Genomic DNA, 26,827 nt, shown 5'->3' on the forward strand with positions numbered 1-26,827 from the left:
TTGCTTGTGACGGAGCGCAGCCCGCGCGGCAAGCGGCGCACATGCAACGGTGCCTGTGGATAGCGGGGAGCGATCAGCGATACCCCGCGCAAATGGCTTGCCGCCGCCGAAACCGTCTGCAAGACACTGGCCGTCATGGCCGACCCGCGCATTTCGCATATCGAGCTCGACGAAGCGACGATCGTGTGGCGCAATGCCGATATCGAGCAGGAACGCCGCATCGCGATCTTCGATCTGATCGAGGAGAACACGTTCCGCCCGGTGCGCGCGGCGACGGCCGGCTATGAAGGCCCCTATCGCTTGCGGCTTTCGGTGGATGACGGGCGACTGGCGCTGGCGATTTCGGCAGACGACGGCAGTCCGCTCGAGACGATCGTGCTGGGGCTCGGCCGGTTCCGCCGCCCGATCCGCGATTACTTCGCGATCTGCGATTCGTATTATCAGGCGATCCGCCGGGCGACCGCCCAGGAGATCGAGACGATCGACATGGCCCGGCGCGGCGTTCACAACGAAGCGGCGGAACTGCTGCTCGAGCGGCTGGAGGGCAAGATCGAAACTGATTTTGCCACCGCGCGGCGGCTGTTCACCCTGATCTGCGTGCTGCATATCAGGGGATGAACGGTTACCGAGGCGACCCAGCTTGAACAATCCGCGAAAACCTGCGCGCCGGCGCGTGTGGCTGATCGCGGGCGTGCTGCTGCTTGCGCTCGCAGCAGGCTTTGGCTGGCTGGAGGCTCGGCGCTGGGAGCCCGATCGCGCAAGCTTCCCGGTGCAGGGCGCGTGGCTGGCAGCGCAGGACGGCCCGGTCGAATGGCCCATGCTCAAGGCGCACGGGGCCGATTTTGTTTATCTGACGGCGAGCGAGGGCGCCGGACGGCGTGATGCGGCTTTCACGGCGGCGCTTGAAGCGGCCCGGGCGCAGGGGCTGCAGGCGGGCGCGGTGCATGTCTATGACCTGTGTGCACCGGCCGATGAGCAGGCTGCCAATTTCGTCACCGTGGTGCCGCGCGACCGCACCTTGCTACCGCCTGCCGTGGCGCTCGATATCGATTCGCGCTCCTGCCCGGAACCGCCGGGCGAGGCGGCGATGCAGAGCGAGCTGACCACGTTCCTCAACCAGATCGAGAAGCACACCGAACGGCCGGCAATCCTGATGATCGCCCGCAGCTTTGAAAGCCGGTACCACCTCGCGGCGCGAGTCGGCCGCAATCTCTGGCTGGCGCAAGACTTCTTCGAGCCCGCCTATGCCGGGAGGCCCTGGGTGATGTGGACTGCTACGACGCGGCTGCGCATCGACGGCCTCGCGGGACCGGTGCGCTGGGTGGCGGTGCATCAATGAGTGGGCTGGACGACATTGATATCGTGCGGCTCGTACAGGCGGCGCTGACGTCCTCGACCCTTGCCTATGCGCCCTACTCGGGGTTTCACGTCGGCGCGGCGCTGCTCTTTGCCGATGGCGCGGTAGTCAGCGCGGCCAATGTCGAGAACGCGAGCTACGGCCTCTCGCTTTGTGCCGAGGCCAATGCCGTCGCCAAGGCCATGAACGAGGGCCGGCGCAGCGGACTGATCGCGCTGGCGGTGGTCGGCGGCAAGCCGGACGCTGACGGCGAGGTGGCACCTGGCCCGGAACCGGTCATGCCCTGCGGGCGTTGCCGGCAGATGCTTCATGAACTGGCGGCGCTTGGCGTTACCGATCCCGAGGTGATCACGGTCGCGCGGGGCAGCTTGCTGCGGATGCCGCTCTCGGCCCTCTTGCCCCACGCGTTCGGACCGGCCAATCTGGCCTGAACGCTTTCCTTCCGATTCAACCCAACCGGAGTGCCGATTTGGCCATTCAATCCGACAAGTGGATCCGCACGCAGGCCATCGAGCACGGCATGATCGAGCCGTTCGTGGAGAGCCAGCGCCGCGAGGGCTGCATTTCCTATGGCCTCTCTTCCTACGGCTACGACGCGCGGGTGGCCGACGAGTTCAAGATCTTCACCAACATCGATTCGTCGGTGGTGGATCCGAAGAATTTCGATTCCAACTCGTTCGTCGACCGCAAGACCGACGTCTGCGTGATCCCGCCCAATTCCTTCGCGCTGGCCCGCACGGTGGAATATTTCCGCGTGCCGCGTGATGTGCTCGTCATCTGTCTGGGCAAGTCGACCTACGCACGCTGCGGCATCATTGTGAACGTCACCCCGCTCGAGCCCGGCTGGGAAGGCCATGTTACGCTGGAGTTTTCCAACACCACCCCCCTCCCCGCCAAAATCTATGCCAACGAGGGGGCGTGCCAGTTCCTGTTCCTGCAAGGGAACGAGCCCTGTGAGGTGAGCTATGCCGACCGCGCAGGCAAATACATGGGCCAGCGCGGGGTGACACTTCCTCGGCTCTGATAATCACTTTGAAAACACAAGAACAACGGGAGAGAGCAATGGCAACGAACAAGGCCGAACGGCCCTTCGACATCATCGTCTATGGCGCGACCGGCTACACCGGGCGGCTTGTGGCCGAGTACCTCGCGCACCACTACGGCACCGATGGCCCGCGATGGGCCATGGCCGGGCGCAGCGCGGAAAAGCTCGCCGAAGTGCGCGACTTGATCGGTGCGCCGGCCGATACACCGCTGGTCGTTGCTGATTCGAACGATCCCGCCAGCCTTGCCGCGATGGCGGAGCAGACCCGCGTCGTGGTCACGACGGTGGGGCCCTATCAGCTCTATGGCGAGCCGGTGCTGCGTGCCTGCGTCGCGGCGGGAACGGACTATGCCGACCTTTGCGGCGAGCCAGTCTGGATGCGCCAGATGGTCGATGCCCTGCATGAGCAGGCGCAGGCAACCGGTGCGCGGGTCGCGTTCTCCTCGGGCTTCGATTCGATTCCCTTCGATCTGGGCGTCTTCATGCTGCAGCTGGAAGCCAAGGCGCGTTTCGGGGCGCCGGTGCCCCGGGTGAAGTGCCGCGTGCGCGCGATGCAGGGCGGTTTTTCGGGCGGCACGGCAGCGAGCCTTGGCGCGACGCTCAAGGCCCTCGGCGCTAATCCGGCGCTGATCCCGATCATGACGAGCCCCTTCGGCCTTACCCCCGACTTCGAGGGTCCGGAGCAGCCGGCAGGCGACAAGCCGTTCCTCGACGAGGCGACCGGGAGCTGGGCGGCGCCGTTCATCATGGCGGTGATCAACACCAAGAACGTCCACCGCACCAACCTCCTGCGCGGCCATCCCTATGGCGCCGACTTTGTCTATGACGAGATGATGCTGACCGGGCCGGGTGAGCAGGGCCAGGCGATTGCCGAGCATATCGCCCGAACGCCGATGATCGGCGGGCCAAACGATCCCGCGCCCGGTGAGGGGCCGAGCGCGGATGAGCGCCTCAACGGGTATTACGACGTGCTCTTCGTGGGTGAGTTGCCCGATGGCCGCACCATCCGCTATGGCGTCAAGGGACGCTACGATCCGGGCTATGGCTCGACCAGCCGGATGCTTGCGGAAACGGGGATCGCGCTGCTGTCCTGCGAGGCTCCGGGCGCTGTCGCGACGCCGGGCGCGTTGCTTGGCGAAGCGCTGGTCGAGCGGCTGCGCGACCACGCCGAAATCAGCTTCGCGGTGGAGGAATAAGGCGGTCTAGCGGCGCGGCGGGGTCTGCCGCAGCGCCGCGACGCAGGCTGCCCTGTCCACGTCGCGCCCGTCGCCCCGCCGCGCATCGACATAAGTCGCGGCAGGGCGGCCGCCGCCTTCGGTTGGATAGAGATAAGCGTCTAGCACGCAGGGTGCGCCGCTCCATTGCAGCTTGCGCACATCGCCATCGCGCACATCAAGCCGGGGCGGGCCGAACTGGCGGGTGAGTGCATCGGCATCGGCGCCGATCACGCCTTCAAGCCCGGGCAAGACCTGAAGGTGCGGTTTGGGGCGCTGTGTCTGGATCGCGGCGGGCGGCGCGGGGCGGACGAGCTTCGGCGGAGGCGGTGCCGGAAGCGGCCGCGCGGGTTCCGGCCCGCTGGCGCAGGCCGCGAGCGCGAGCAGCCCGGGCAGGGCGAGGAGGAAGCGTCCGTTCATCGCACCGGCACATTGCCGCTGCGCCCCCGGCTGTCAACGCCGGGCCTTTTCGCCGCAGCGCAGCATTGCACCGGGACACCGCGCCCGCTACGGCCTCGCGGCAATCCCTTGCCTGTCTGGAGTTTCGACATGAGCCCTACGCCTGCCAGCCTTGACGTCATCGCCATCGGCAACGCCATCGTCGATGTGATGGCCCCGGCCTCCGAGGAGGACGTGGCGCGGCTGGGTCTCGCCAAGGGCGGAATGACCTTGATCGACACTGCACGCGCGCACGAGCTCTACGAGGCGATGGGCCCGGCGCGGGAAATTTCGGGCGGCTCGGCGGCGAACACTTTGGCAGGCCTTGCGGCGCTGGGCGCCAAGTGCGCGTTCATCGGCCAGGTGGCCGACGACCAGCTTGGCGAGGTCTTCGCGCACGATATCCGTGCGGGCGGGATCGCTTTTGCCACTCCCGCACGCGGTGAGGACCCGGCCACCGCGCGCTGCCTGATCTTCGTCACGCCAGATGGCCAGCGCACGATGAACACCTACCTCGGCGCCTCGCAGTTCCTGCCCGCCACCGCGCTCGACGAGAGCGTGATCGCCTCGGCTGCGGTGCTCTATCTCGAGGGTTACTTGTGGGATCCCGAAGAACCGCGCCAAGCGATGCGCCGCGCGATCTCGGCCGCTCGGGATGCGGGCCGGCAAGTCGCCTTCACGCTGTCGGACGGCTTTGTCATCGCGCGCCACGGCGATGATTTCCGCGCGCTGATCGAGGCGGGCGAGATCGACATCCTCTTTGCCAACGAGCACGAGCTGGCGGCGCTGACCGGCGAGGAAGACTTCCACGCCGGTATCGCGCAGCTGGCACCCAAGGTGCCGGTGCTGGTCGTGACCCGCAGCGAGAATGGCGCGCATGCCGTGGCGCATGGCGAGCATGTTTCCGTGCCGGCCGAGCCGGTCGAGCGCGTGGTGGACACCACCGGTGCGGGCGATCTTTTCGCCGCCGGGTTCCTCTTCGGGCATGTCCGGGGCAAGAGCCTTGCCGATTGTCTGCGCCTCGGCGCGATCTGCGCGGCCGAGGTCATCTCGCACTACGGTGCGCGGCCGGAAGCGGACCTTGCCGAGCTCATGACCGCACGGCTGGGCTGAAACTCAGCCCGCGCGGCGCACTTCCATGAAGGCGGTCTTCTCGGCGACGAAGTTCAGCGGAGTGAGCACGAGCCCGGTGCCCGCGATCCGTCCGGCGAGTTCTGCCTGATCGTCAGGGTCCTGCCGCGCGTCGCCGAAGCGGGCAAGATCGAGGATGGTGCGGCTGAACCGGTGCATCAGCGCGATCATCGCGTCGTACGTCTCTTCGGGCCAGGTGGCAGCGACATTGGTGAAGAGCAGCGTCGCACCTGCAGGCTCGTACGCGGGATCGAGGCCCTCAGGGAAACGCGCCGGACAGATCGTGTAGCGCGCTTCGGGCGCTACACGCAGGCGCAGTGCTTCGGCAGCGGCATGGCGGCGCGGATCGCCTTCGAAGCCCAGCACCTCGCTGCCCTGCAGCGCGAGCGCGGCGCTCAGTTGGCCAATGCCTATGCCGGCGTGGACCACGCGCCCCTCGCCTTGCAGCAGGACCAGCAGTTCGCGGTCATAGCGGCTGAAGATGCGCCCTGTTTCGAGTTTGCGCAGGTAGAAGTTGGCAAGGCCTCCCTCCTCCGGCCCCATTGCGGCGAGACGTTCGGCAAGGAAGGTGCGGATCTCGGCCTCGCAGGCGGCCACTGCAGTCTTATCCACCCGCAATAATCTCCTCGCGCACTTCGCTGGCTGTGCGCATCGCCACGCTAAGGCCGGCCCGCTCCGCGCCCTCGATCACCGTTTCGAGCATGGTGCGCACCGCTTGCTGCTCATGCGGGAAGACCATGTCCTCGTGCGTTCCGTGGGCCGGGCTCATCGAATGGGCGTAAGTGCCAAGGTACAAGGTATCGCCGAGGTGGACGGCCTTGCTGGCGAGTTCGGCGGCCCAGTCCGCCGGATCATCACGGCGCAGCCTGACGGGCAGGCTGGTATAGTCGAGCGAATGCGCATCGCGGCCGCCTGCGGCCGACCACACGAACAGGCGCTCTGCCGAACGGGCCGCGCCCGCGCCCCAGGCCGGAATGGGGTCGGCCTCGGGCAGGTCATAGGCCTTGCTGCCCTGCACCGGATGGACGAGCGCAGGGGCTTTGTAGCCAGGCAGGCAGAACACGTCGTGCGGTTCGCCGAGGAACGTGAAGTCACCGGTGCAGCCGTGGCGGTGCAGGATCGCCAGCTCGTCGCGCACATTGCAGACCCGCGGGTCGGACGCGGCGAGTGCCCAGTTTCCGTGGATATAGAGCCACTTGTCGAAGGCAAGACCGGTCTCGGTGCGCGCCGCCTCCAGCGAAAGCGCGATCAGCAGTTCGAACCGCGCCGAATCGGCCTCGTCCCCGCAGCTGTCGAGATGGTCGGCCCAGCGCGCGGTGCGCGAATATCGCGTGTTGCGGGTCACCCGTTCGTGATGGATGTGCAGCTGGATCTCGTGCCCGGCGTCGACCAATGCGCGCATCGCAGGCGTGGTGACATCAAGATCGACCGGGCGCAGCGGCACGAAGCCGAGCGGATCGCCCTCGACAAAGCGTCCGCCCTTGCGCGGCGCATCGATCGGCTTGACGTGTGGGCGATAAAACAACGTGAGCCGCTGCGCATGGGGCAGCGCGGCGGTCACGTCGGCAAAGCGGGCGATCAGTTCGGCATTTTCGGGGCCGATGGTGCGCGGATTGTTGCGCCACGGTTCGAAATGGTCGCAGTGGAACATGACCAGGCGCCGCGCGCCGCGCTGGCGGAACACCTCGGTCGCCGAGCCGGGGCGACTTGCCTGTTCGCGCGACCGCGCTGCTAACATCAGCCGCGCCCCGCCCATCGCTCCGATATCGCTGCGCCAGAAGCCGTCGTCATAGCGGATCTCGTACAGCGCGCGATAAGCACGGTGGATGGCCGCGACGAGGGTCGGCTCGCACGCAGTCACATTGAGCACCCGGCCGCCTTGCGCGACGAGATCGCCTTCCGCCGTGCGCGCCGTGCCGGCGTGGAACACCCGCACGCCGTGCGCCTCAGCCTGGGCAATGCCGGTGATCCGCCCGCCGCGCACCGGATCGGCGGGATAGCCTTTCGCGGCGACGACCACCGTCACCGCATTGCCTTCGGCAAAGCGCGGCGCCGGTGTTTCAGCCAGCCGTCCGCGCGCGCAGTCATGGAGGATTTCGACAAGATCACTGTCCAGCCGGGCCATCAGGACCTGGCATTCGGGATCGCCGAAGCGGCAGTTGTATTCGATCAGCTTGGGGCCATCGGCGGTAAGCATGAGCCCGGCAAAGAGCACGCCGGTGTAGGGCATGCCCTCCGCCGCCATGGCCCGGACCGTGGGAGCTATGATCCGTTCGAGGGCCGCAGCCTCGTCTTCCGGTGTGAGCACGGGCGTCGGGCTGTAGGCGCCCATGCCGCCGGTGTTGGGCCCGGTATTGCCATCGCCCACCCGCTTGTGATCCTGCGCCGAGCCGAAGGGCATGAGCGTGGCGCCGTCGGTCAGCACAAACAGGCTCACCTCGTCGCCTTCGAGGAACTCCTCGATCACCACTTCCGCCCCGGCGCCGCCGAAAGCGCCGCCGAACATGTCGTCGATCGTGGCGGCGGCTTCTTCGGCTGTCTGCGCAATGACCACGCCCTTGCCCGCAGCTAGCCCATCGGCCTTGATAACCACGGGGAGCGAGAAGCCGGCCAGCGCGGCATGGGCCTGCGCCGCGCCGGTGCAGCGGACATACCCGGCGGTGGGAATGCCGGCGCGGGTGCAAAGGTCCTTGGTGAAGCCCTTGGACCCTTCAAGCTGCGCGGCCGCCTTGCTTGGCCCGAACACGGCTATGCCCGCCGCGCGCAGCGAATCGGCAAGGCCATCGACCAGCGGGGCTTCGGGGCCGATCACAACAAGATCGATGCTCTGCTGCGCGCAGAAGGCGGCGACAGCGGCATGATCGGTAACAACGAGCGCGGTACAAGCGCCTGCGGCCTCGCCGCCAAGCCGGCTATTGTGATCGGCGATCACCTCGGCGATGCCCGGATTGCCGGGCGAAGCCCACAAGCTCGTGCACAGCGGCGATTGCGCGAGCTTCCACGCCAGCGCATGTTCGCGCCCGCCCGAGCCGAGCAACAGGATATTCATGCCAGAGACGCCGCCTTACCGTGATGATCAGAGTGACGGGCTGTTAGCGGTCCAGACCGCAGGGGACAACGCCCCCGCGCTTTCGATCAGCGAGATTTCCGCGCTGCTCAAGCGCACGGTGGAGGACCGTTTCGGCTTCGTGCGCGTGCGTGGCGAACTTTCGGGCGTGAAACGTGCGGCTTCGGGTCACCTCTACCTCAGCCTCAAGGACGAAAACGCAAGGCTCGACGGGGTGATGTGGCGCGGCGGGGCGCAGCGGCTGGGCTTTGTGCCCGAAGACGGCGTCGAGGTGATCGCCACCGGGAAACTCACCACCTATCCCGGCCGTTCGAACTACCAGATCGTGATCGAGCGCATGGAAATCGCCGGCGAAGGCGCGCTGCTGGCACTGCTCGCCAAGACCAAGGCGCGGCTCGAGGCCGAAGGGCTGTTCGCGCCCGCCCGCAAGCGGCCCCTTCCTTATCTGCCGCGCGTGATCGGCGTTGTCACCTCGCCCACCGGCGCGGTGATCCGCGATATCCTGCACCGCTTGCGCGACCGATTCCCGACCCATGTCGTGGTCTGGCCGGTGCTGGTGCAGGGGCCGGGTGCAGCCGCGCAGATCGCGGCGGCGGTGCGCGGCTTTTCGGCACTGGAGCCAGCCGGCGCGGTGCCACGGCCCGACCTTGTCATCGTGGCACGCGGCGGGGGTTCGATCGAGGACCTGTGGTGCTTCAACGACGAGGACGTGGTGCGCGCCATTGCCGCATCGAGCATCCCGACGATCAGCGCGGTGGGGCACGAGACCGACACCACGCTCGCTGATTTCGCTGCCGACGTGCGCGCGCCGACACCCACGGCCGCTGCCGAAATCGCGGTGCCTGTGCGCGGCGAGCTGGTGGCTGGGCTGGCCGATCTTCACGCCCGGCAGCAACGTGCCGTGGTGCGGCTCGTGGGCCTTTCGCGCGAGCGGCTTGAGCAGCGCGCGCGGCGGCTGCCCGCGCCGCAGGCCTTGCTTGAGGGTCAGGCACAGCGGCTCGACGACCTCGGCGACCGGCTGCGACGCGCGTTGGGGCATCGCACCGGGCTGGCTGCCGCCGCGCTGGCGCAGCGCGCCGCTGGACTGCGACCGGCGGTGCTTGGCGCGCGGCTGCAGCAGGGCAGCGAACGCCTTGCCGCGCAGCGGCTGCGACCGTCGCTTGTCCTGCAGCGAATCGAGGCGGCGCGGGCTCAGGTCGGCGCGCTCGACCGTGTGCGACGCTCGCTCGATCCCAAAGCGCCGCTGGCGCGCGGCTATGTTTTGGTGACCGATGCGAGCGGGCAACTTGTCCGTTCGCGCGTGGTGGCTGCCGGGCATGGGCTGCTGCATCTTGAGTTTGCGGACGGCGTGCTTGATGTGGCGCCCGGTGCTGCGCCCGCACCCGCCTCGCCGGCCAGGCCTGCGACGAAGCCCCGCGTTGCCCCGCCGGGCGATGCGCAACCCAAATTGCTTTGAGGCGCGCGAGGTATTAGATTGCTCTCATGCTTATGAACCCCGCCAACCGCCTCGCGCGCCTTCATTACCTGCCCAGCCATTTCCGCCAGATCGGCGCGGGCGATCATGTCCTGTGCGCGGTCAGCGGCGCCCGCATCGGGCTCGACCTGCTGCGCTACTGGAGCGTCGAGCGGCAGGAAGCCTACGCCAGCGCCGAAATCGCGACGCGCCGTCTGCTCGGACAGGGATGACGCACCCCGGGCGCGCCCGACCGGGGATGACGCCCACAGGCGCCGTGCTGCGCGGTGCGTTCTCGGCGATCGCGGTGCTGGGCGCGTGCGGCGCAAGCCAGGGCCCGGCGGCCACTCCGCCGCCCGCACCCGCCGCTGCGACCCCGGCTCAAGCCCCGAAAACTGAACTGCCAGCCGAACCTGCGCCGGTGGCCGGCGCGATCGCAGGCGTGCAATATCAGGCCAAGCTCACCCAGGGCGGCTGGCTGCGCGGCAAGGCCCCGGCGGGCACCCGCGCGGTTACGCTCGGCGGCACCGCGCTGGCGCTGGCCGCAGATGGCGCTTTCTTCGCCGCGTTCGACCGGGACGCACCGGCAAGCCTCAGTCTGGCGACGACCGGCGCGGACGGCCTTGGCCTTTCGCTGCCGCTGGCCATCGCGCCGCGCAGCTGGCGCATCGAATCGATCGATGTGGCAAAGCGCCCGGGCAAGCTCCCCGATGCGGCGTTTCGCGAACGGCGCGCGGGCGAGCTCGCGCGGATCGGTGCGGCCCGGACCAGAGACAGTCAGACCGCCGGGTGGCGCCAGACGATGGTCTGGCCGGCCACGGGGCGAATCTCCGGTGAATTCGGCGCGCAGCGCATCTATCGCGGCGAGCCCGGCGCCTATCACGCCGGGATCGATCTCGCCGCACCCGCAGGGGCCGAGATCCGCGCACCTGCCGACGGCGTCGTCACCCTTGCCGCAACCGGTGAACCCTTCACGCTCGAGGGGCATCTGCTGATCGTCGACCATGGCATGGGGCTGACGTCCGCGTTTCTCCATTGCTCCGATCTGGTGGTGCATGAAGGTGACAGCGTGGTTCAGGGACAGGTGCTTGGACACGTCGGGATGACAGGCCGCGCCACCGGCCCGCATCTTCATTGGGCGCTTACCTGGCGCGGCCGCCGCCTCGATCCGCGGCTCTTTGTGATTGCCGAACGCTGATTTTTCGGGCGCGCGCACGTTTCTTGCCGGGAATGCACCCTACCTTCGCAAAAAATTGTTCGAGAACCAATTCGGATGTAATTTATGGGCTTGGCTGCGGGTTCACCCGCCTTCCAGACCCGTTGCGCGGCGCCGACAGTGTGTTGCAACACCGCAACATGATAGCGACGTTTTGTCGCCCGAGCGCAGAACGTCCTTCCAACAGCGGCGCGAATTCTACCAATGAGGCCCATCGTCCCTCGAAGGCCGAATGCCATCTGTTGCGCCTGGCGAAGACCGGGCAGGATGCATTGAGGTCAGAGGGACTTCTTCCGGCGGCCTCCGGGATAGAGGCCGCCCATTGAAGGGACTGGACACGTGAAGACCATCAACCTCACCGCGCTCAAGGCCGGTGCCGCTCCGCTTGCGGTCGCACTTGCACTCGTTTCGGCTCCCGCCTTCGCGCAGCAGGCCGCTCCGCAGGCCGACGCTGCTGCCGAAGCCGAGCCGCAGGCGATCATCGTTACCGGCAGCCTGATCCGCAATCCGAACCTGGTTCAGGCCACGCCGGTCAACGTGACCACGGCCGACCAGATCGCTCTCAAGCAGTCGAACACCGCTGAAGAAGTTCTGCGCCAGGTGCCCGGCATCGTGCCGAACATCGGCTCAGCCGTGAACAACGGCAACGGCGGTTCGTCCTACGTCGACCTTCGCGGTCTCGGCTCGAACCGCAACATCGTGCTGCTCGACGGCCAGCGCATCGTCCCTGCCGACCTTCAGGGCCGCGTCGACCTCAACAACATCCCGCTCGCGCTCATCAGCAGCGTCGATGCGCTGACCGGCGCGGCCGTGACCACCTATGGTGCGGACGCCATCACCGGCGTGGTGAACTTCATCACCAAGAAGGATTTCGCGGGCGTCGATCTCGCCGTGTCGAACCAGATCACCGAGCAGGGTGACGGCAACTACTTCCGCGCCGACGTGACCACCGGCGTCAACTTCGACGACGGCCGCGGCAATGCTGTGCTGAGCCTCGGCTACCAGAAGTCGAACCCCGTCTATCAGGGCGCGCGCGACTTCTCGAACATCCAGCTCGACAGCTTCTCCGGCACCGCCGGCGGTTCGGGCACCACGGCTCCGTCCCGCTTTTCGATCAACGGCGGCAACCGCCAGATCGTTCCCGAGACCGGTTTCCTGAAGACCACGGGTGGTTTCAACGCCTTCAACTTCAACCCGTACAACATCTTCCAGACGCCGTTCCAGCGCTTCAACATCTTCGCCCAGGCGAACTACCAGCTTTCGGACGCTGTTGAAGTCTACACCCGCGGCCTCTACTCGAAGAACACCGTCAAGACGATCATCGCGCCCTCGGGTCTCTTCGCCGAGCGCATGACGATCCCCTTCAGCAACCCCTACCTGCCCGCTGGCGCTGCCGGCCAGTTCTGCGCCGCCAACGGCCTGACCGATGCGGAATGCGTCGCGGCCCGTGCCGCCACCGATCCGACCGATCCCAACTACCGCACCTTCAACACCGTGGTGCGCCGCCGCTTCGTCGAGACCGGCACCCGAAACTCGCAGTACACCACCAACATCTTCGACTATTCGCTCGGCTTCCGCGGCGCGCTGACGAAGACGGTGAACTGGGACGTGCGCGCCAGCTACGGCGAGAGCGACCGTCTGCAGACGATCACCGGCTATGTGCTCAAGTCGCGCGTGCAGGATGCGCTGCTCGCGACCGACAAGAACTCGTGCCTCAGCGGCAACGACGGCTGCGTGCCGATCAACCTGTTCGGCCCCGCCGGTTCGATCACGCCCCAGCAGGCGGCCTACACCCTGTCGCCGTCGACCACAGCGAACAACACCTCGCTGCTGCAGGTTCGCGGCCTGCTCTCAGGTGACTTCGGCCTGACCGTTCCGACCGCGAGCGAGCCGATCGGCTTCGCGCTCGGTTCGGAATATCGCAAGTACAAGGCTGCCCAGGTCTCCGACACCCTGTCGAAGACCCCGGGCGAGCTTGGCGGTGCGGGCGGCGCAGCCCCCGACATCGACGGCGCCTACAGCGTTTGGGAAGGCTACGGCGAACTCGTCGCGCCGCTGATTTCGGACAAGCCCTTCTTCAAGAGCCTGACCGTCGAAGGCGGCGTGCGCTACTCGAAGTACAGCGTCCGCGGCGGCAAGACCACCGAGGCCTGGACCTACAAGTTCGGCGGCAGCTGGGAGCCTGCTGATCAGGTCAAGCTGCGCGGCAACTACTCGCGCGCCGTGCGTGCGCCCAACATCGCCGAGCTGTTCACGCCCAACACCGTGGGCCTGACCAACCTGGCGAAGGACCCCTGCGCCGGTGCGGCGCCGCTGACCAACGCCAACCTCAAGGCAATCTGCCTTGCACAGGGTGCGCCCGCCAACTCGATCGGCCAGATCCTCGATCCGACCGCAGCGCAGGCCAACATCACCACGGGCGGCAACATCAATCTCAACCCGGAAAAGGCCACGACCTACACGGTCGGCGCTGTGATCCAGAGGCTGCCGTTCCTGTCGGGCTTCTCGGCCTCGGTTGACTACTACAACATCAAGGTCACCGATCAGATCGGCACGCCGCTTCCGGGCGACCTTGTGGCCGCCTGCTTCGGCAACATCTCCGCCGCCAGCGCCACTGACCCGGCGTGCACGATCATTCGCCGCGATCCCTCGACGGGTGGCCTCGACGGCAGCCCGGCGACGACGAAGGGCCTGTTCGGCGGTCTCACCAACCAGGGCAAGCTGTTCACCGACGGTATCGACGTGATCCTCAACTATCAGCGCCCGATTGGTGCGGTGAAGTGGTCGATCAACGCGGTTGCGAACTTCACGTTCCACTCGAAGTTCAAGGCGACCCCGACGTCGGTCGATCGTGAATGCGTTGGCTACTACTCGGTGAACTGCTCGTTCACCGGCTCGATCCAGCCGCGTCACACCTGGTCGGTGCAGAACACGTTCAGCCTCAAGAACGTGGACTTGTCCTTCCTGTGGCGCCACCAGTCGAGCGCCAAGCAGGAGCCCCTCGACATCCCCAGCAGCGGCAAGGCTTTTGCCGGTGTGATCCCGGCCGACAGCGGTGCGCTCAGCGGCAAGACCGTGGACTTCGGCAAGATCGCCGCGTTCGACTATCTGGACATCACGACCCGCTTCAACATCGAGCAGTTCACCCTCACCCTCACGGTGCAGAACCTGTTCAACACGAAGCCGCCGATCGTCGGCAACACGATCGGTTCGACCAGCTACGTCAGCGGCAACACCTATCCGTCGTCGTACGACGCGCTGGGCCGCCGTTTCGCGATCGGTGCTCGCGTCAAGTTCTGATCCCACCGGATCGAAACACCAAACCAGGGGCGGGCAGCAATGCTCGCCCCTTTTTTGTGCGCCTGACCGAAGTCTTGACGGAGGCTTCGGTGGACCCGATGGCTGGCGGCCATGGTACAGGACCTTGAAACTGCCGCCCACGCGGCTGCGGCTGCGCTTGGTGCGGGCCGTGGCACCGCGGCGGACTGCACTACGCTGGGCTGGTACCGTGCGGTGTCTGGCGATCATGGCGGAGCAGCGGCGCTGTTCGAGCGGGCGCTGCAGATGAACCCGCGCGAGGTCGAGGCAATGGTGGGCCTTGCCGGGCTGCACCGCGCCGCCGGCCGCCTGCGCGATGCCGCATTGCGATGCGATGCCGCGATCGCCGCCGCACCGGGCTATGCCGAGGCTTGGCTTGAGCGTGCTTACGTCATGGCTGCAGGCGGAGTCATGGACGAGGCAAAGCTCTGCTATGGCGAAGTGCTGAAGCGCGCGCCCGCCAATGCGGCGGCGCATGCCGGACTGGCGGCGCTGGCTGCGCGGGATGGAGAAGCCGAAGCTGGCCGCCGCCATGCCCGTGCCGCGCTCGCAGCCGATCCCGGGCAGACCGCTGCGCTTGCCGCGCTGGCGACAATCGAGCTTGAAGCGGGGGAGGCCCAGGCGGCGCGCGACCTGGTCGAGCCGGCACTAACTCGCATGGATACATCGACACCCGAGCGAATGGAGCTGCTGCATGTGCTCGGCGACGCCTGCAACCGGCTGCGCGATCCTGCCGCAGCCCACGCTGCCTACGTCCGCGCCAAGGCCGACTTTGCCGCGGTCCATGCCGCCACGTTTGCCGGGAGGCCACCGCACAGCGCATTCATCGACGAGGTTACAGCCGGTCTTGCGGAAATGGACGTCCGCAGCTGGCCCCCGGCCTCGCCGCAGCCGGGATCACCGCAGCATCTCTTCGTGCTCGGCTATCCGCGCAGTGGCAACACCTTGCTCGAAAACGTCCTCGCCTCGCTGCCCGGCACCGCTGCCATCGAGGAAATGCCAACCCTGCGCGAGACCGAGCTGGCGTTTCTGGCCGAGCCCGGGGGCCTTTCACGCTTTGCCAGGCTGGAGGATGCAGCCCTGGCGCCCTATCGCTCGGCCTATTGGCAGCGCGTCGGGCAGGCACTCGGCCGCGATCCCGCGGGTGCGACGCTGGTCGACATGGACCCGCTGAAGGCCATCCGCCTTCCGCTGATCGCCCGGCTGTTCCCGGAGGCGCGCGTGCTGCTGGTGCGGCGTGATCCGCGCGATGTGGTGTGGAGCTGCTTTCGCACCAGCTTCGCACTGAGCAATGCGGCCATGGACTTCACTACGCTCGAAGGCGCGGCGCGGCATTACGATGCGTTGATGCGGCTGACCGATGCGGCGCTGGCGAAGCTGCCGCTGGCCGTGCACGAGGTGCCCTATCACCGCATGGTGCAGGACTTTGACACAACCACGCGCGGCATTTGCGCTTTCGCGGGGCTGGATTGGCATGAGGACCTGCGCCGGTTCGACCGCACGGCGCGCGCGCGCGGTGTTTCGACCGCCAGCGCACGGCAGGTGCGGCGCGGGCTGTTTGATGGCACGCGGCAGTGGGAGCCCTACGCCGCGTATCTTGAACCGGTCATGCCGATCCTGCAGCCGTGGATTGAAGAGCTTGGCTACGCCGGCTGAAGCAGGGGATTCGGCGCATCCATCGCAATGCCAGCCTGCCCCGCCACTTGCGCCGCCCAGGCTATGACCATCCCGATTTCCTCGTCATGCGCGCCGCGCGCCGCAGCATATTCGGCGCGGCGCTGTTCCGGCGTAAAGGCCGTGCCTGATTTGGAATGGCGGGTGAAGGAAGGGCCGGCGGTGATGCGGTTGACGGCGGAGGGGCCAAGCGCAAGGCCGTAATGAGCCGCAGCTGCGGCTATGGCGCGCGCCGGGTCACCCGTCAGCTGCTCTGAGGTGAGCGTGCGCAGCCGGGCGGGGCCGAGCCTTTGCGCGAGAGCGGCAAACAGGCGGTGCTGCGCCAGCCAACCGACGGCGGCTACTTGCAGGTCGCTTTGCCGGAATATCTCCTCCGGCCCGAGGCCAAGCGGCGCGATCACGCCTGCCTGAAGGTAATCCGCCATCAATTCGCGCACCCACAGGCGGCAGGGTAGGCCCTTGCGCACCACCGAGACCAGGAAAGTCTCGAGCGGAGCATAGAGGAAAAGCGCCCGCGCATCGGGGGCAAGAGCGAGGAGTAATTCGGCAAGCGGATTCAGAAGGTTGGAGGGTTTGACGACCACGCCTTCGCCCGGCGCGAACGGCCGCGCGAGCAAGCGCAGCGCGAGGTCGGCGGCGCGGGCGACCGCAGCAGGCGGCGCGCCGCGGCTGCGCATGCCGACGACATCGTTGAGGATCACAGGCTCCGACAGCCCCATGGCCAAGCCCGGCTCGGCCAAGGCGCGCGTCAGCAAGGTGGAGCCGCAGAAAGCCGAGTGGAACAGCAGGCCAAGCGGACGCTTGCCGAACTGGCCAAGAAGCTGCGCGGCGGGCAAATCGACTTGCGGCGGCATCTGGCCGAAGTGCGCGGTGAAACCGTCGTCGGTGAGGAAAGCCATCGCGCCATGCACCCCGCGCGGGACGTGGGCAAAGCGGACCGTATCGGTGCCTTCAACAAGGCGGTGCGCGAGCCATTCGGCATTTGCAGGATCGAAGTGCGGGGGCGCCATCATGCCAGCTTTAGGACGGGCTCCCAGAAGCTGCAACGCCGCTTGCCGATCCCGCGCGGGGCTGTAGACATTGCGCGCCATGACACAACCGCCGCTATCCCCCTCGGTTGACCGGGCCAGAGCGCAGGCCGCCAATGCGCGCGCCATGGCTGCGCTCCGGGTCGGCGACGCGCCCGCCGCGATCCTCGCCGCGCGTGAGGCGGCGAATGCCGACCCGGGTGCGCTCTCGCTGTGGATCAACCTGGCGCTTGCCTGCCGGATGGGTGGCGATGCAGCGGGCGAACGGGAGGCTCTGGAGCGCGCGCTCGATCTCGACCGGCTCGACTTTACCGCGCAGCTACGCATGGCCCAATTGCTCCAGCGTGAGGGCGAGGAGACCAAGGCGCTGATCGCGTGGAATGGGGTCCGCCAACTCGCGCAGCAGTTTCCCGGGCTCCCCGATGCGGTGCTCGCTGAGCTTGCGGCCGGAGAGACCTTTTGCGCCGGCCTGCGTGCACGGCTGGCGGCCGCGACGCGTGCGGCCGTTGCCGGGGCGGGGGATACGCTGGACGAGACCGAGCGGCGCCGCATTGGAGCATTCACCGGGATCGCGCTGGGCGAGCGGCGTCTCTACGTGAACGAGTGCGCCGGGCTGCACTATCCCTTCCTGCCCTCCGATGAATTCTTCGATTCGCGGCATTTCCCCTGGTTTGTAACGCTGGAAGCCGCCGCAGGCGTGATTCGCGGCGAGCTCGAAGCCCTGCTTGCAGAGCCGGGCGAGGCGATCCGGCCCTATGTGCGGATGGAACCCGGGAGCCCGGACAACAAATGGACTCCGCTTGACGGCTCGCTCGACTGGTCGGCCTGCTTCCTCTGGGAATACGGCGTGCCCAATGCCGCGGTGATCGACCGCTGCCCGGAGACCGCCAGGGTGCTCGAAAGCCTGCCACTGGCGCGCATTCCGGGCCGCGCGCCCAACGCGTTCTTCTCGATGCTGCGCCCGCATAGCCGCATTCCGGCGCATACCGGGGTCACCAATACCCGCGCGATCGTCCACCTTGCGCTTGATGTCCCGCCCGGCTGCGGATTTCGCGTTGGCGGCGAAACGCGCGAATGGATGGAGGGCAAGGCCTTCGCCTTTGACGACACGATCGAGCACGAGGCATGGAACGACAGCGATGCCCGGCGCGCGGTCTTGATCATCGATGCGTGGAACCCGCATCTGAGCGAGGCGGAATGCCGCGCGATCACCGCCTATTTCAAGGCGACCGACGCAGCACTCGGTTGAAGGGACGCGCCTTGCGGGGATTGGTGCGACACGCTAGTTTCACCTGATACTCAATTTCCATGGGGACCAACCGCGCATGCCCGCGTCATTCCTGTTTGCCCTTGCTGCCGCAGCTGCCGCGCCGGTCTTGCCCGCCACCGACCTTCCCGCGCTCGACAAGGACCCCACGGCGATGTCGCAGTCCGAGATCCGCGCCTTCAACAAGGGCCGGTCAGCGAACGATCCCGATTACATCCGATGCCGGCGCACCGAGGAAACCGGATCGCTGGTGCGCAAGACCTTCATCTGCCACACCACTTCGCAGTGGGCCTCGATGGAGCGTCAGGGCAACCAGAACGCGCGCGATACCTACGAGGCCATGACCAGCAAGGCGACCGTCACTTCGAACTGAACTGGGCCGAATCGACCCGGCAGGGTTACTGCGAGAGCCGCACCACCCGGACGAAGGCCCCCTTGTCGACCGAGGCGAGGTAGCTGCCGAGCGCTCCGCGCTTGATGTGGATCGAAAGGCCGGGGCGTGCGAAAGTGGCGCCGCCGTCGGTCTGCTTCCATCGCGCGCCGTCGGCCAGCGTGAACACGGCAAGGCCATCGGCGGAATCGCGCACGGCTGAAATCGTGCTCTCGATCTCCTTGATCTCCTCCTCCTTGCCTTCCGCCCCGCCGAACAACCTGAGCTTGGGCAGCGTGAAGCCGAACAAGCCCTTCTTTGTCTCGCGGATCGTGGTGCGGTCGGCGACGACGATGTCCTCCTTGTCGCGGGCTGCGGCGAGCGCGGCGACGCTGCGGTCGTAGCAGGCGAGTCGTTCGCTGTCGGAAGTGAGTGCGCGGCAGTTGACCACCGCCTCGAACACCGGCGGCAGTTCCTTCGGCAGGGCCGACTTGTCGCGCGCGGCGAGCGGCGCGGCCGCGATCGCAAGGGCGGCAAGGGCGATGCAGCCCGGCGTGGAACGCAGCATGGGTTTCTCCTCTCCCTGATGGCGCGGCCTTCTTCGCGCGGGCGGCGCTGAAGGTCAATCGAACCGGCGCTCGCGCGGGGCGGAACGTGTGTTTCCGCAATCGCGCGCACCTTGTTTTTCGGCGCAACGTAACCATCTGGCCGGAACAAGCGAATGGCTCTGCGGTGATCCCGTGTGCCCCGGACCAAACCGGGGCTACGGATCGGGCGGCAGAGCCGGTGCCGAAAGGCGGCGCGGCTCGGCGCAGGCAAGACTGGAAGATTTGAGATGACGCTTTTCGGCAAGGATTTTGTTCGCTCGCTGGTGCTCGGCTTTGCGCTCGGCACGGGGGTGATGATGCTGACGTTCGGTGTTCAGCCGGCACAGGCCCGCGCGCCTGTCGCCAACGCTGTGACGCTTTGATGATCCGGACCCGCATCGTCCTTGCCGCACTGGCTGCCGGGCTGCTCGGCGGGTGCCTCCAGCCCGCTCAGGCCGAAGCAGTGGTCTCCGCGCCCGAGGCCGCGATAAAGGCAAACGAGACCAAGGGCCTCAAGACCGCGGTGTTCGCCGGCGGCTGCTTCTGGGGCCTGGAAGCCGTGTTCAGCCACGTACAAGGCGTCTCCAGTGTGGTTTCAGGCTTCGAGGGCGGCAAGCGCGCCGACGCGCACTACGAGACCGTGAGCTCCGGAACGACCGGCCATGCCGAAGCGGTGCGCATCACCTACGACCCCGCTGTGGTGCGCTATGACCAGCTGCTCCAGGTGTTTTTCGGCGTCGCGAGCGATCCCACCCAGCTGAACCGGCAGAATCCCGACAACGGCACCCAGTACCGCAATGCGATTGTGCCGCAGAGCGCCGAGCAGACCCGGGTGACCACCGGCTATCTCGCGCAGCTCAAGAAGCTCAACTTGTGGAAGCAGCCGATCGTCACTGCGGTAGAGCCCAATCGCGGGTTCTTCGCGGCGGAGGACTATCATCAGGACTTCGCGCTGAAGAACCCCGACCACGGCTATATCCGCCGGTGGGACGCGCCCAAGGTGGCAGCGCTCAAGCGGGTGTTTCCGGGGCTGTGGAAGCCGGACTTCACCCGGGGATAAGGCCGGTGCCCGCCGCCGAATTGCACTTGGGCGCGTGACGGCGTATTTCGCGAATCATGGCGGGGCATCACAAGCATCACGATTTTGCGGGCGACATGCTGGTCGACGCGGCGCGCGGCGCGCTGCAGGCGGCCGGCGAGCAATGGACCGACATGCGCAGCGACGTGTTCGAGGCGCTGGCGGCGCATGAAAAGCCGGCGTCGGCCTATGACATCGCGGAAAGCGTGGGCTCACGCCGGGGCAAGCGCGTCGCGGCGAACAGTGTTTACCGCATTCTCGACCTGTTTGTGCGCACGAACCTCGCGCGCAGGGTGGAAAGCGCCAATGCCTACGTGGCGAACAGCCATCCCGGCTGCCACCATGATTGCATCTTCCTGATCTGCGATGCCTGCGGCGAGGCGACCCACCTCGACGACGACGCCCTGACCGGCGCGCTGCGTGATGCCGCGCACCGTGCGGGCTTTGCTGCGGTGCGCCCGGTTGTGGAAATCAGGGGCCGCTGCGGCGCCTGCGGGGCCGAAGGGGCCGTCAGCGCCTGAGGATCGATGCCGGGCTGGCGTCGCATCGCGATTTTCCTGCCAAGACGGGTTCGACAGCGCCGTTTCAAGGGTGTAAGGCGGGGGGATGTCCAAACCGGTTACGCCGCTGCTCGATACGGTCGATACGCCTGACGACCTTCGCAAGCTTCAACCCTCCCAGCTGCGCCAGCTCGCTGACGAGCTGCGCGACGAGATGATCGCCACCGTCGGCCAGACCGGCGGACATCTGGGCTCCGGGCTCGGCGTGGTCGAGCTTACCACGGCTGTGCACTATGTGTTCGATACGCCGCGCGACAGGCTGATCTGGGACGTGGGCCACCAGGCCTATCCGCACAAGATCCTCACTGGTCGGCGCAGCCGCATGAGCAGCTTGCGCCAGGGCGGCGGGCTTTCAGGCTTCACCAAGCGCAGCGAGAGCGAATACGATCCGTTCGGAACGGCGCATTCCTCGACTTCGATTTCCGCCGCGATCGGCTTTGCCGTGGCCAACAAGCTGAAGGGCCAGCCGGGCAAGGCCATTGCGGTGATCGGCGACGGCGCGATGAGCGCGGGCATGGCCTATGAGGCGATGAACAATGCGGCCGAGGCCGGCAACCGACTCGTCGTGATCCTCAACGACAACGACATGTCGATCGCGCCGCCGGTTGGCGGACTTTCGGCCTATCTCGCGCGGCTCGTGTCCTCGCGCCCGTTCCTTGAGCTGCGCGAAATGTTCAAGGCGATCTCGCGTCGCCTGCCTGAGCCGCTGCACAAGGCCGCGCGCAAGACCGACGAGTTCGCCCGCGGCATGGCGATGGGCGGCACCCTGTTCGAGGAGCTGGGCTTCTATTACGTCGGCCCGATCGACGGCCACAGCCTCGACCAGCTGATCCCGGTGCTGGAAAACGTGCGCGATGCCGCCGAAGGGCCGTGCCTTGTCCATGTCGTCACGCAAAAGGGCAAGGGCTATGCGCCGGCCGAGAACGCGGCGGACAAGTACCACGGTGTGCAGAAGTTCGATGTGATCACCGGCGAGCAGGCCAAGAGCGCCGCCGGTCCGCCGAGCTATACCGGCGTCTTCGCCCAGGCGCTGCTGGCCGAGGCCGCGCGCGACAGCACGGTTTGCGCGATCACCGCGGCGATGCCTTCGGGCACCGGGCTCGACAAGTTTGCCAAGGCCTATCCGGATCGCCTGTTCGATGTCGGCATTGCAGAGCAGCATGCCGTCACCTTCGCCGCCGGCCTTGCCGCGCAGGGCATGCGCCCGTTCTGCGCGATCTATTCAACCTTCCTGCAGCGCGCTTACGATCAGGTGGTGCACGATGTCGCCATCCAGAACCTGCCGGTGCGCTTTGCAATCGACCGCGCCGGGCTGGTTGGCGCGGATGGCGCGACCCATGCCGGTTCGTTCGACGTGACCTATCTCGCCACGCTGCCCAATATGGTGGTGATGGCGGCGGCCGACGAGGCCGAACTGGTCCACATGGTCCACACCGCCGCTTGCCACGACAGCGGACCGATCGCCTTCCGCTATCCGCGCGGCAATGGCGTGGGTGTGCCCCTGCCTGCCGTTCCGGAGCGCCTGGAGATCGGCAAGGGCCGCTTGGTGCGCGAAGGCACCAAGGTGGCACTCCTGTCGCTCGGCACGCGGCTGGCCGAGGCGCTGAAGGCCGCCGACCTGCTAGATGCCAAGGGGCTGTCAACCACAGTCGCTGACCTGCGCTTTGCCAAGCCCCTCGACGAGGCGTTGATTCGCCGGCTCATGGCTTCGCACGACGTGGTGGTGACCATCGAGGAAGGCTCGATCGGCGGGCTTGGCGCGCATGTCCTGACCTTGGCGAGCGACGAGGGACTGACCGACGCTGGGCTGCGCATCCGTACCATGCGCTTGCCCGACGTGTTTCAGGACCATGATGGGCCCGACAAGCAGTATGATACCGCCGGGCTCAATGCTCCGCAGATCGTCGATACTGTGCTGAAAGCGCTGCGCCACAACAGCGCGGGCGTGCAGGAAGCGCGGGCCTGACCCCAGGCCCTGCGCGCTCCTCGTTCAGAGGTGCTCGATCCAGATCCAGAGCCCAGCGGGTACCAGCGCGAACTTGAGGTGCAGCCAGGTGAGCAGCAGCCATACCGGCAGCGCGCCGATCCAGTAGAACCCGAGATGCCCGAACGCGGCCGGGTTCGGCAGGAACGAGGTGCGTTTCATCCATACCCGCCAGTCCTGGCCATGAAGCGCCAGCTTCTTGGCATCCTGGCCCATCGATCCGAAGACCGCCAGCGCCATGATGCCCCCGGCGAGGATGATCGTCCGCACACTGGGGGCAGCGAGAATATGCGCCGCGCCCCAGAGGGTGAAGGACGACATCATCGGGTGGCGGGTGACCTTGAACGGACCGTGCGGCAGACGCGTCGAGAGGCCTGAGATATCGATTCCGGCCAGCGCCGGGTTGCCAGCGAACGAACCGAGAAACAGCGCTGTGGCGACGAGCGTGAGCAGCGAGGCCAGCGCCCATGGCAGGGGTGCCTGGCCATCCCACAATTGCGGACTCGGCGATGCCCGGCCAAACGCGATCACCATCCAGCTGAACGTGATGAGGGCGACGAGCGAATAGACGCCCAGAAACCCGCCATCGCCGAATCGGCGGACGAGCCCTGCGCGAAGCGGATGCGAGAGCAGCAAATGCGTTCCCAGAAACGCGGCCATGCTGAGTGCAAGCCAGAAAGTGGCAGCATCCATTGTTACGGTCCTTCCCCCACAGCATCGCTCCGGCTTTATGCTGCCAAAGCGATCGACACTGCTCGTAGGCATCCGGTGATGCACCGCCACCCGGATGCTTTGTTAACGACGTAACCTTAACAGAGGGGTTACCAAGCAATGCTGGCTGCCGTCGATGATTATCGGCATTTCACAAGGTGATACGCGCCGAACCGCCCTGCACGAGCGGCGAAAGGCCCGGAGCACAAGCCTCCGCTGCGCATTTCACTCCATTTTGGATATAAATGCCCCGCGCGTTACTTAACGCCGTGCATCAACCGCTTCATCGGCACCGAGAGCAGCAGCAGGACCACACCGATCCCTATCGCCCACAGACTGATCGTCGTGAACGTGCTGGTGTATGTTTCGAGGCTGACTCGCAGATTGGTCACTTCGCCTCCCACCGTCTCCACGCTGGCGTTGCCGGCGATGATACCCGCAACGTACTGCGCAAAGGCGATGGAGAGGAACCAGGTGCCCATCATCAGCCCGACAATCCGCCCGATCGAAAGCTTGGTGACCATCGAGAGGCCGACGGGCGAAATGCACAGCTCGGACATTGAATGGATCAGGTAGAGCCCGGCGAGCCACCACAGGCCGACCTTGTAATTCGCGTCGGCAAACTGGGCGCCCCAGACCAGGAACAGAAAGCCCAGCCCCACGCCGACCAGCGCAATACCGAACTTCACCGGAATGCCCGGCTCCAGCCCGCGCCTGGCAAGCGCTCCCCACAGCATTGAGAACAAGGGCGCGAGCGCGACGATGAACAGCGCGTTGAAGAACTGGGTCTGCCCGGCGGTGATCGAGAACAGGCCGAACACGCTCATGTCGGTGTTGCGGTCGGCGAACAGGGTGAGCGACGAGCCGGCCTGCTCGAACAGCGACCAGAACACCGTGTTGAAGGTGATCAGCACCATGGCAGCCACCATCATCTCGAACTCGCGCTTGTCGCCATTGAAGAACGACCAGGCCAGGATCCCGGGCACGGCCACGATGAAGGTGCCGAACATGATCTTGCCCATGATCGGCAGGCTGGCGATGTAGCCGAGAAGACCGCTGCCTGCTGGCGGCTTCACATAGCCCATCAGATTCGCAAAGAGCAGATAGGCAAGCGGGATTGCGGCGATTGCGCCGGCATAGACGAGAAGATCGCGCGAGGGGTTTGCCCCGGCCGGGCGTTCGCCAAAGCCGTCGAGCTTGCCGCCGTCAAACTGGAACAGCAGCCACGAGACCGCCATACCGGCTGCGGCGAGTGCGAAGCCTGCCCACCAGCCGAGCCCCCCCCAGGAGCCCATGCCCACCGCGAGCAGCGGGCAGAGAATCTGTGAGAACAGCGAGCCGAGGTTGATGCCCATGTAGAAAATCGTGAAACCCGCATCGCGCCGCCGGTCACCCTGCTCATAGAGTTCGCCGACGATGGTCGAGATATTGGGCTTGAAGAAGCCGTTACCCACGGTGACGAAGGCCAGGCCGACGATGAGCAGGAAGGTGTAGAGCGGGTTGCGCTCGCCGCCAGGCTCGAAGCCGCCTGGCGCGATGTGGCGTGCCTCGCTGCCGTCCTCGCGCACCAGCGAGACCGATTTGTCCTCGTTGCCCTTGATCCGCAGCGTGGCGCCCTGATCGGTGATGTATTGCTTGCGCGCCTCGCCGCTGCCGCTGAGGGTTACTTCGTAGCGCTGACCCTCGATGTTCGCGAAGGGCTTTGCCGCGCCGCCGGTGCTAGAAAAGCAGAGCACGACGTAGCCCAGGCTCATCAGGATGGCGCCAAACTTGACCGATCGCTTCGAACCGAGGAACCGGTCCGCCATGAGCCCGCCGACCAGCGGAGTGAGATAGACCAGCGCTGTAAAGCCGCCGTAGAGGCCGGTTGTCGTGGTGTCGCTGAACAGGAAGTGCTGCGCGAGATAGAGCGTGAGCAGCGCCCGCATGCCATAATAACCGAACCGCTCCATCGCTTCGGTGGTGAAGAGCCGGGCCAGCTGCGCCGGATGGCCGAACCAGCTGGCATCGCGGGCGGCGTGCTGCGGCAGGGCGTCGGCGGCGGCCCCAAGCGGATCAGTCATGGCTGGTATGTGCTCCCCTGGACTTATGCACCCGATTTTGCGCCATGATTAGCGTCTTACGACGCCTTGGAAAGGTTCTTGTCGAAGTTTCACCAAGGGAATCAGAGGTAAGAGTGGTTTCGTGCGCACCGTGCGCCGTGCGTGTTGGAGGATTGTGCACCAACGACGCATCGCGAAACTTTGTTGCGCCTGATTGCGTGACCCGCTGTATTATGGCACTGCATCACCCATGACCTCCATCCCGGCATCCGCGGGCCGCCCCGTCTACCTCAAGCTGCGCGATCAGATCGCGGCGGCTATTCTCGACGGCACTTTCGCGGAAGGCGCGATGCTGCCCTCGGTCAGGGCCTACGCCGCAGCGGAGGCGGCCAACCCGCTGACCGTGGCCAAGGCCTACCAGCAATTCCAGGCCGAAGGGCTGGTCCTGGTCCAGCGCGGGGTGGGCATGTTCGTCGCGCACGGCGCGGCAGAGACCCTGCGCGCGCGCGAACGCGAGGCTTTCCTTGCGCACGAATGGCCAGAGATCAGGGCGCGCATGCGGCGGCTCCATCTCGACCCGATGCGCCTGCTGGGCGAGGGTGAAGCGGTCTGATCCCGCCAGAAAGGCTCTAATGCCTTGCCATACAACGATTGATAGGTTGCCCCCGGGAAATTGCTCTGGCAAACTACCTTCGCTCCAGTGTCCCGGGGACTCTACCGGATGGAGCAGGTCGGCGCTGCGGAGCAAGCCCAAAGGGCATCCGCGGCCCCCGGCCGGAAAGTTAGGGGGGGTTGAACGGATGATCCGATCCGAATTGTTGCAGGTGCTTGCCAAACAGAGCCCGGGCATGCGCAGCGAAGAAATCGAGCGCGTGGTCGACGTCTTTTTCGACGAGATCGCCAAGCGTCTCGCTGAAGGCGGCCGGGTGGAACTTCGCGGCTTCGGCGCGTTTTCCACGCGTGAACGCGAGGCCCGCAAGGGTCGCAACCCGCGTACCGGGGACTCGGTCGAAGTACCGGGCAAGCGCGTGCCCTACTTCAAGCCCGGCAAGGACATGCGCCTGCGGCTGAACGCCGAGTAGGCACGTCCGGCACGGTCTTCGCTCCATCGCCGGGCTTGTCCCGGCCGTTGCCGTGCGCCCGCCGATATGCCATCGCGGCACTCAGGTGCCGCCCTGAGGCAGCCCAGTCATGCGGACGTGGCGGAATGGTAGACGCAGGGGACTTAAAATCCCTTGAGCTCAGCTCGTGCGGGTTCGAGTCCCGCCGTCCGTACCAGATCGCTGC

25 protein-coding genes, 1 tRNA gene and 1 pseudogene are annotated in these 26,827 nt (G+C 66.6%); 20 read left to right on the forward strand and 7 right to left on the reverse strand.

Translation table 11 applies throughout. From position 1 onward, the window contains the following. Positions 1 to 135 precede the first annotated feature (135 nt). The 5 genes from WCL10_RS01545 to WCL10_RS01565 are packed head-to-tail and all read left to right on the forward strand — an operon-like array spanning position 136 to position 3,598. Positions 136 to 618 carry a UPF0262 family protein gene (locus tag WCL10_RS01545; RefSeq protein ID WP_336893845.1) on the forward strand — a complete coding sequence of 161 codons (483 nt, stop codon included), beginning with the start codon at positions 136 to 138 and terminating at the stop codon, positions 616 to 618. Between the two features lie 55 nt (positions 619 to 673). Next, positions 674 to 1,339: a glycoside hydrolase family 25 protein gene (locus WCL10_RS01550; RefSeq protein WP_336893846.1), complete on the forward strand. Its 666-nt coding sequence runs from the start codon at positions 674 to 676 to the stop codon at positions 1,337 to 1,339. Next, entirely contained in the window at positions 1,336 to 1,788 is a 453-nt protein-coding gene (locus WCL10_RS01555; protein ID WP_336893847.1) for a cytidine deaminase, read from the forward strand. The genes WCL10_RS01550 and WCL10_RS01555 overlap by 4 nt, the downstream gene beginning before the upstream one ends. 38 nt (positions 1,789 to 1,826) lie before the next feature. Next, positions 1,827 to 2,381 carry a dCTP deaminase gene (gene dcd / locus WCL10_RS01560; RefSeq protein ID WP_336893848.1) on the forward strand — a complete coding sequence of 185 codons (555 nt, stop codon included), beginning with the start codon at positions 1,827 to 1,829 and terminating at the stop codon, positions 2,379 to 2,381. A 38-nt stretch (positions 2,382 to 2,419) separates the two neighbouring features. Further along, positions 2,420 to 3,598 carry a saccharopine dehydrogenase NADP-binding domain-containing protein gene (locus WCL10_RS01565; protein WP_336893849.1) on the forward strand — a complete coding sequence of 393 codons (1,179 nt, stop codon included), beginning with the start codon at positions 2,420 to 2,422 and terminating at the stop codon, positions 3,596 to 3,598. Positions 3,599 to 3,604: 6 nt separating this feature from the next. On the opposite strand, the gene WCL10_RS01570 is transcribed toward WCL10_RS01565, so the two are convergent. Next, the gene (locus WCL10_RS01570) at positions 3,605 to 4,036 is read right to left on the reverse strand and encodes a hypothetical protein (RefSeq protein ID WP_336893850.1); all 432 of its coding nucleotides are present in this window, start codon (positions 4,034 to 4,036) and stop codon (positions 3,605 to 3,607) included. 129 nt (positions 4,037 to 4,165) lie between these two features. Between WCL10_RS01570 and WCL10_RS01575 the strand changes: the two genes are divergently transcribed. Beyond that, positions 4,166 to 5,167: an adenosine kinase gene (locus WCL10_RS01575; protein ID WP_336893851.1), complete on the forward strand. Its 1,002-nt coding sequence runs from the start codon at positions 4,166 to 4,168 to the stop codon at positions 5,165 to 5,167. A 3-nt stretch (positions 5,168 to 5,170) separates the two neighbouring features. Here WCL10_RS01575 and WCL10_RS01580 read toward each other — a convergent pair whose 3' ends face one another. Together WCL10_RS01580 and purD are read right to left on the reverse strand one after the other, a co-directional pair. Continuing rightward, a complete protein-coding gene (locus WCL10_RS01580; protein ID WP_336893852.1) occupies positions 5,171 to 5,797 on the reverse strand; it encodes a hypothetical protein in 627 nt (208 codons plus the stop codon). 1,147 nt (positions 5,798 to 6,944) lie between these two features. Beyond that, positions 6,945 to 8,234 (reverse strand): annotated as a pseudogene (purD, locus tag WCL10_RS01585) (phosphoribosylamine--glycine ligase); the annotation flags it as partial. On the opposite strand from purD, the gene xseA reads away from it, so the two are divergent. The 5 genes from xseA (at position 8,233) to WCL10_RS01610 (ending at position 15,895) form a co-directional block, all read left to right on the forward strand. After that, positions 8,233 to 9,708, forward strand: coding sequence for an exodeoxyribonuclease VII large subunit (xseA, locus tag WCL10_RS01590; RefSeq protein WP_336893853.1), 1,476 nt, complete (start codon positions 8,233 to 8,235; stop codon positions 9,706 to 9,708). The pseudogene purD and the gene xseA overlap by 2 nt on opposite strands. Positions 9,709 to 9,734: 26 nt before the next feature. Further along, positions 9,735 to 9,938, forward strand: a complete 204-nt coding sequence (locus tag WCL10_RS01595) for a DUF2093 domain-containing protein (RefSeq protein ID WP_336893854.1) — start codon at positions 9,735 to 9,737, stop codon at positions 9,936 to 9,938. A 26-nt stretch (positions 9,939 to 9,964) separates the two neighbouring features. Further along, the gene (locus tag WCL10_RS01600) at positions 9,965 to 10,903 is read left to right on the forward strand and encodes a M23 family metallopeptidase (protein ID WP_336893855.1); all 939 of its coding nucleotides are present in this window, start codon (positions 9,965 to 9,967) and stop codon (positions 10,901 to 10,903) included. Between the two features lie 357 nt (positions 10,904 to 11,260). Continuing rightward, positions 11,261 to 14,221 (forward strand): TonB-dependent receptor, encoded by a 2,961-nt coding sequence (locus tag WCL10_RS01605; RefSeq protein WP_336893856.1) that lies wholly within the window; start codon positions 11,261 to 11,263, stop codon positions 14,219 to 14,221. A 111-nt stretch (positions 14,222 to 14,332) separates the two neighbouring features. Beyond that, entirely contained in the window at positions 14,333 to 15,895 is a 1,563-nt protein-coding gene (locus WCL10_RS01610; protein WP_336893857.1) for a sulfotransferase, read from the forward strand. On the opposite strand, the gene WCL10_RS01615 is transcribed toward WCL10_RS01610, so the two are convergent. Then, positions 15,883 to 16,926 carry a hypothetical protein gene (locus tag WCL10_RS01615; protein ID WP_336893858.1) on the reverse strand — a complete coding sequence of 348 codons (1,044 nt, stop codon included), beginning with the start codon at positions 16,924 to 16,926 and terminating at the stop codon, positions 15,883 to 15,885. The two genes, WCL10_RS01610 and WCL10_RS01615, sit on opposite strands and share 13 nt — an antisense overlap. A gap of 76 nt (positions 16,927 to 17,002) precedes the next feature. On the opposite strand from WCL10_RS01615, the gene WCL10_RS01620 reads away from it, so the two are divergent. Further along, positions 17,003 to 18,190: an aspartyl/asparaginyl beta-hydroxylase domain-containing protein gene (locus tag WCL10_RS01620; protein ID WP_336893859.1), complete on the forward strand. Its 1,188-nt coding sequence runs from the start codon at positions 17,003 to 17,005 to the stop codon at positions 18,188 to 18,190. A 76-nt stretch (positions 18,191 to 18,266) separates the two neighbouring features. Next, on the forward strand, positions 18,267 to 18,581 hold the full coding sequence (locus tag WCL10_RS01625) for a hypothetical protein (protein WP_336893860.1): 315 nt from the start codon (positions 18,267 to 18,269) through the stop codon (positions 18,579 to 18,581). Between the two features lie 25 nt (positions 18,582 to 18,606). On the opposite strand, the gene WCL10_RS01630 is transcribed toward WCL10_RS01625, so the two are convergent. Further along, positions 18,607 to 19,146, reverse strand: a complete 540-nt coding sequence (locus WCL10_RS01630) for a hypothetical protein (RefSeq protein ID WP_336893861.1) — start codon at positions 19,144 to 19,146, stop codon at positions 18,607 to 18,609. A gap of 267 nt (positions 19,147 to 19,413) precedes the next feature. Between WCL10_RS01630 and WCL10_RS01635 the strand changes: the two genes are divergently transcribed. The 4 genes from WCL10_RS01635 to dxs all read left to right on the forward strand — a co-directional run bounded on the left by WCL10_RS01635 (position 19,414) and on the right by dxs (position 22,769). After that, complete coding sequence (locus tag WCL10_RS01635) at positions 19,414 to 19,548, forward strand: hypothetical protein (RefSeq protein WP_336893862.1); 135 nt, start codon at positions 19,414 to 19,416, stop codon at positions 19,546 to 19,548. Continuing rightward, positions 19,548 to 20,225 (forward strand): peptide-methionine (S)-S-oxide reductase MsrA, encoded by a 678-nt coding sequence (msrA, locus tag WCL10_RS01640; RefSeq protein WP_336893863.1) that lies wholly within the window; start codon positions 19,548 to 19,550, stop codon positions 20,223 to 20,225. Before WCL10_RS01635 ends, msrA begins: the two co-directional genes overlap by 1 nt. A gap of 56 nt (positions 20,226 to 20,281) precedes the next feature. Further along, complete coding sequence (locus tag WCL10_RS01645; RefSeq protein ID WP_336893864.1) at positions 20,282 to 20,764, forward strand: transcriptional repressor; 483 nt, start codon at positions 20,282 to 20,284, stop codon at positions 20,762 to 20,764. A gap of 85 nt (positions 20,765 to 20,849) precedes the next feature. Then, on the forward strand, positions 20,850 to 22,769 hold the full coding sequence (dxs, locus tag WCL10_RS01650) for a 1-deoxy-D-xylulose-5-phosphate synthase (protein WP_336893865.1): 1,920 nt from the start codon (positions 20,850 to 20,852) through the stop codon (positions 22,767 to 22,769). 24 nt (positions 22,770 to 22,793) lie between these two features. Here the strand turns inward: dxs and WCL10_RS01655 are convergent, their stop codons facing one another. Together WCL10_RS01655 and WCL10_RS01660 are read right to left on the reverse strand one after the other, a co-directional pair. After that, positions 22,794 to 23,480 carry an NnrU family protein gene (locus WCL10_RS01655; protein ID WP_336893866.1) on the reverse strand — a complete coding sequence of 229 codons (687 nt, stop codon included), beginning with the start codon at positions 23,478 to 23,480 and terminating at the stop codon, positions 22,794 to 22,796. 275 nt (positions 23,481 to 23,755) lie between these two features. Then, positions 23,756 to 25,561 (reverse strand): peptide MFS transporter, encoded by a 1,806-nt coding sequence (locus tag WCL10_RS01660; protein WP_336893867.1) that lies wholly within the window; start codon positions 25,559 to 25,561, stop codon positions 23,756 to 23,758. Positions 25,562 to 25,790: 229 nt separating this feature from the next. On the opposite strand from WCL10_RS01660, the gene WCL10_RS01665 reads away from it, so the two are divergent. The 3 genes from WCL10_RS01665 to WCL10_RS01675 all read left to right on the forward strand — a co-directional run bounded on the left by WCL10_RS01665 (position 25,791) and on the right by WCL10_RS01675 (position 26,818). After that, positions 25,791 to 26,153, forward strand: coding sequence for a GntR family transcriptional regulator (locus tag WCL10_RS01665; RefSeq protein WP_336893868.1), 363 nt, complete (start codon positions 25,791 to 25,793; stop codon positions 26,151 to 26,153). Between the two features lie 187 nt (positions 26,154 to 26,340). Continuing rightward, on the forward strand, positions 26,341 to 26,622 hold the full coding sequence (locus tag WCL10_RS01670; protein WP_336893869.1) for an integration host factor subunit beta: 282 nt from the start codon (positions 26,341 to 26,343) through the stop codon (positions 26,620 to 26,622). A 111-nt stretch (positions 26,623 to 26,733) separates the two neighbouring features. Continuing rightward, positions 26,734 to 26,818, forward strand: a tRNA-Leu gene (locus WCL10_RS01675). The last annotated feature ends 9 nt before the right edge of the window (positions 26,819 to 26,827 follow it).

The sequence above is a fragment of the Novosphingobium sp. genome (genome assembly GCF_037133355.1).
Taxonomy (GTDB): Bacteria; Pseudomonadota; Alphaproteobacteria; order Sphingomonadales; family Sphingomonadaceae; genus Novosphingobium.